The sequence below is a fragment of the Microcoleus sp. D3_18_C4 genome, assembly GCF_036702355.1.
GTDB lineage: Bacteria > Cyanobacteriota > Cyanobacteriia > Cyanobacteriales > Microcoleaceae > Microcoleus.
Genome location: NZ_JAUBTF010000162.1, coordinates 1 through 1,220, shown reverse-complemented (window position 1 = coordinate 1,220; position 1,220 = coordinate 1). Strand labels below are relative to the sequence as shown.

At 39.0% G+C, this 1,220-nt stretch carries 1 protein-coding gene; it reads right to left on the bottom strand.

Features of this window, described 5'->3' with window-relative positions:
• Positions 1 to 53 precede the first annotated feature (53 nt).
• On the bottom strand, positions 54 to 1,220 hold a 1,167-nt coding region (locus tag QUA90_RS30345), incomplete at its 5' end, for an IS5 family transposase (protein WP_333448790.1).

The window sequence follows — 1,220 nt, the reverse complement described above, 5'->3', positions numbered from 1 at the left end:
TAGGGTTTGCTGAATAATTGATCGCAGACCACTAGCAGGAGCGATCGATATATTCAAGGTGAGTTAAATATAAGTTTGTCCTGCCTGATTTTGAGTAAAATATAAGCGCAAATTATGTTAAGTCCAAAAACAGGCATTGTTTGATCCGCTCGACATAAAAACACATAAAAAACCCGGCGCCACCAGGTAGAAAGGTTCATGACTAAAAAAGTGATAGCAATAGTTGTTTGTGAAGTATTATCAAGTTTTGCCATGATACGATTGAGACCGAATCTTCGTTTACCTTCCCCGAATTTACCCTCAATCGCATTCCTAATTCTGTCATCTTTTAATGCTTGCTTCTTTTTTTCTTTACTGACATTTACTGGAGGCCTTCCTAAAGGCGGTCCACTGATTCTAATGCCTTTTTCTTTACACCAAGCTCGGTTCTCTCTTGTACGATAAATTCGATCTGCATGAACGGACTCTGGATAATATCCTGTGAAGCTATGATATGCTTCTACTTGTGCTTTTAGATATCCTGATTCGTTAAAATTATCCCAGCTCATCCGGTCTAAAAATACATATCCTTCAAAACAGCTCGCTGATAGTTTAGCTCCAAATTCTACGCTTTTTCCGGCTTTCCCTCTGACTATGGGACGGATGTGGGGTTGACTTAAACTTACTATTCTATCCTCAATACTCTGTTTATCGTTGTCAAATAACCACTGTTGTTGGCGATAGACTTCTGTGAGGACTAGCAAGGTTTTATATTGCTTTTTAGTCAGACCTTTTAGGGTCGCACCTGAATCGATTAGCTGTTCAATATGAGCTAGGTTTCTTTTGATATATTGAAGTTGTTTTTTAATTGCCTGTCTTTTTTTGTTGCGGGATGGTCTTCTTTGTTTGGCTATTAATAAGTAATCTTTTCGGGCGAGATTACGGTAGGTTCTAGGTTTTTTCGTGATTTGACCTTTGAGCTGTTTATACAGAATATCTAGGATTTTTTCGGTGTGAACTCTGGCTCTGTTTAATAGTCCTAAGTCGGTCGGATAACTAATATCGGCTGGGGCGCAGGTCGCATCTATGATTAATTTTCCGCGATTGACTGACTTATTTTTGGCGTCCGAATCCTTTTTTTTTTCCGTTTTAACTGGGGTGATGGAGCGTATTTTTTCGACCATTCGCTCGTTCACTTTATTAATTAGGTTGGGACTGATTCGTTGCCGAAAATGGACTAA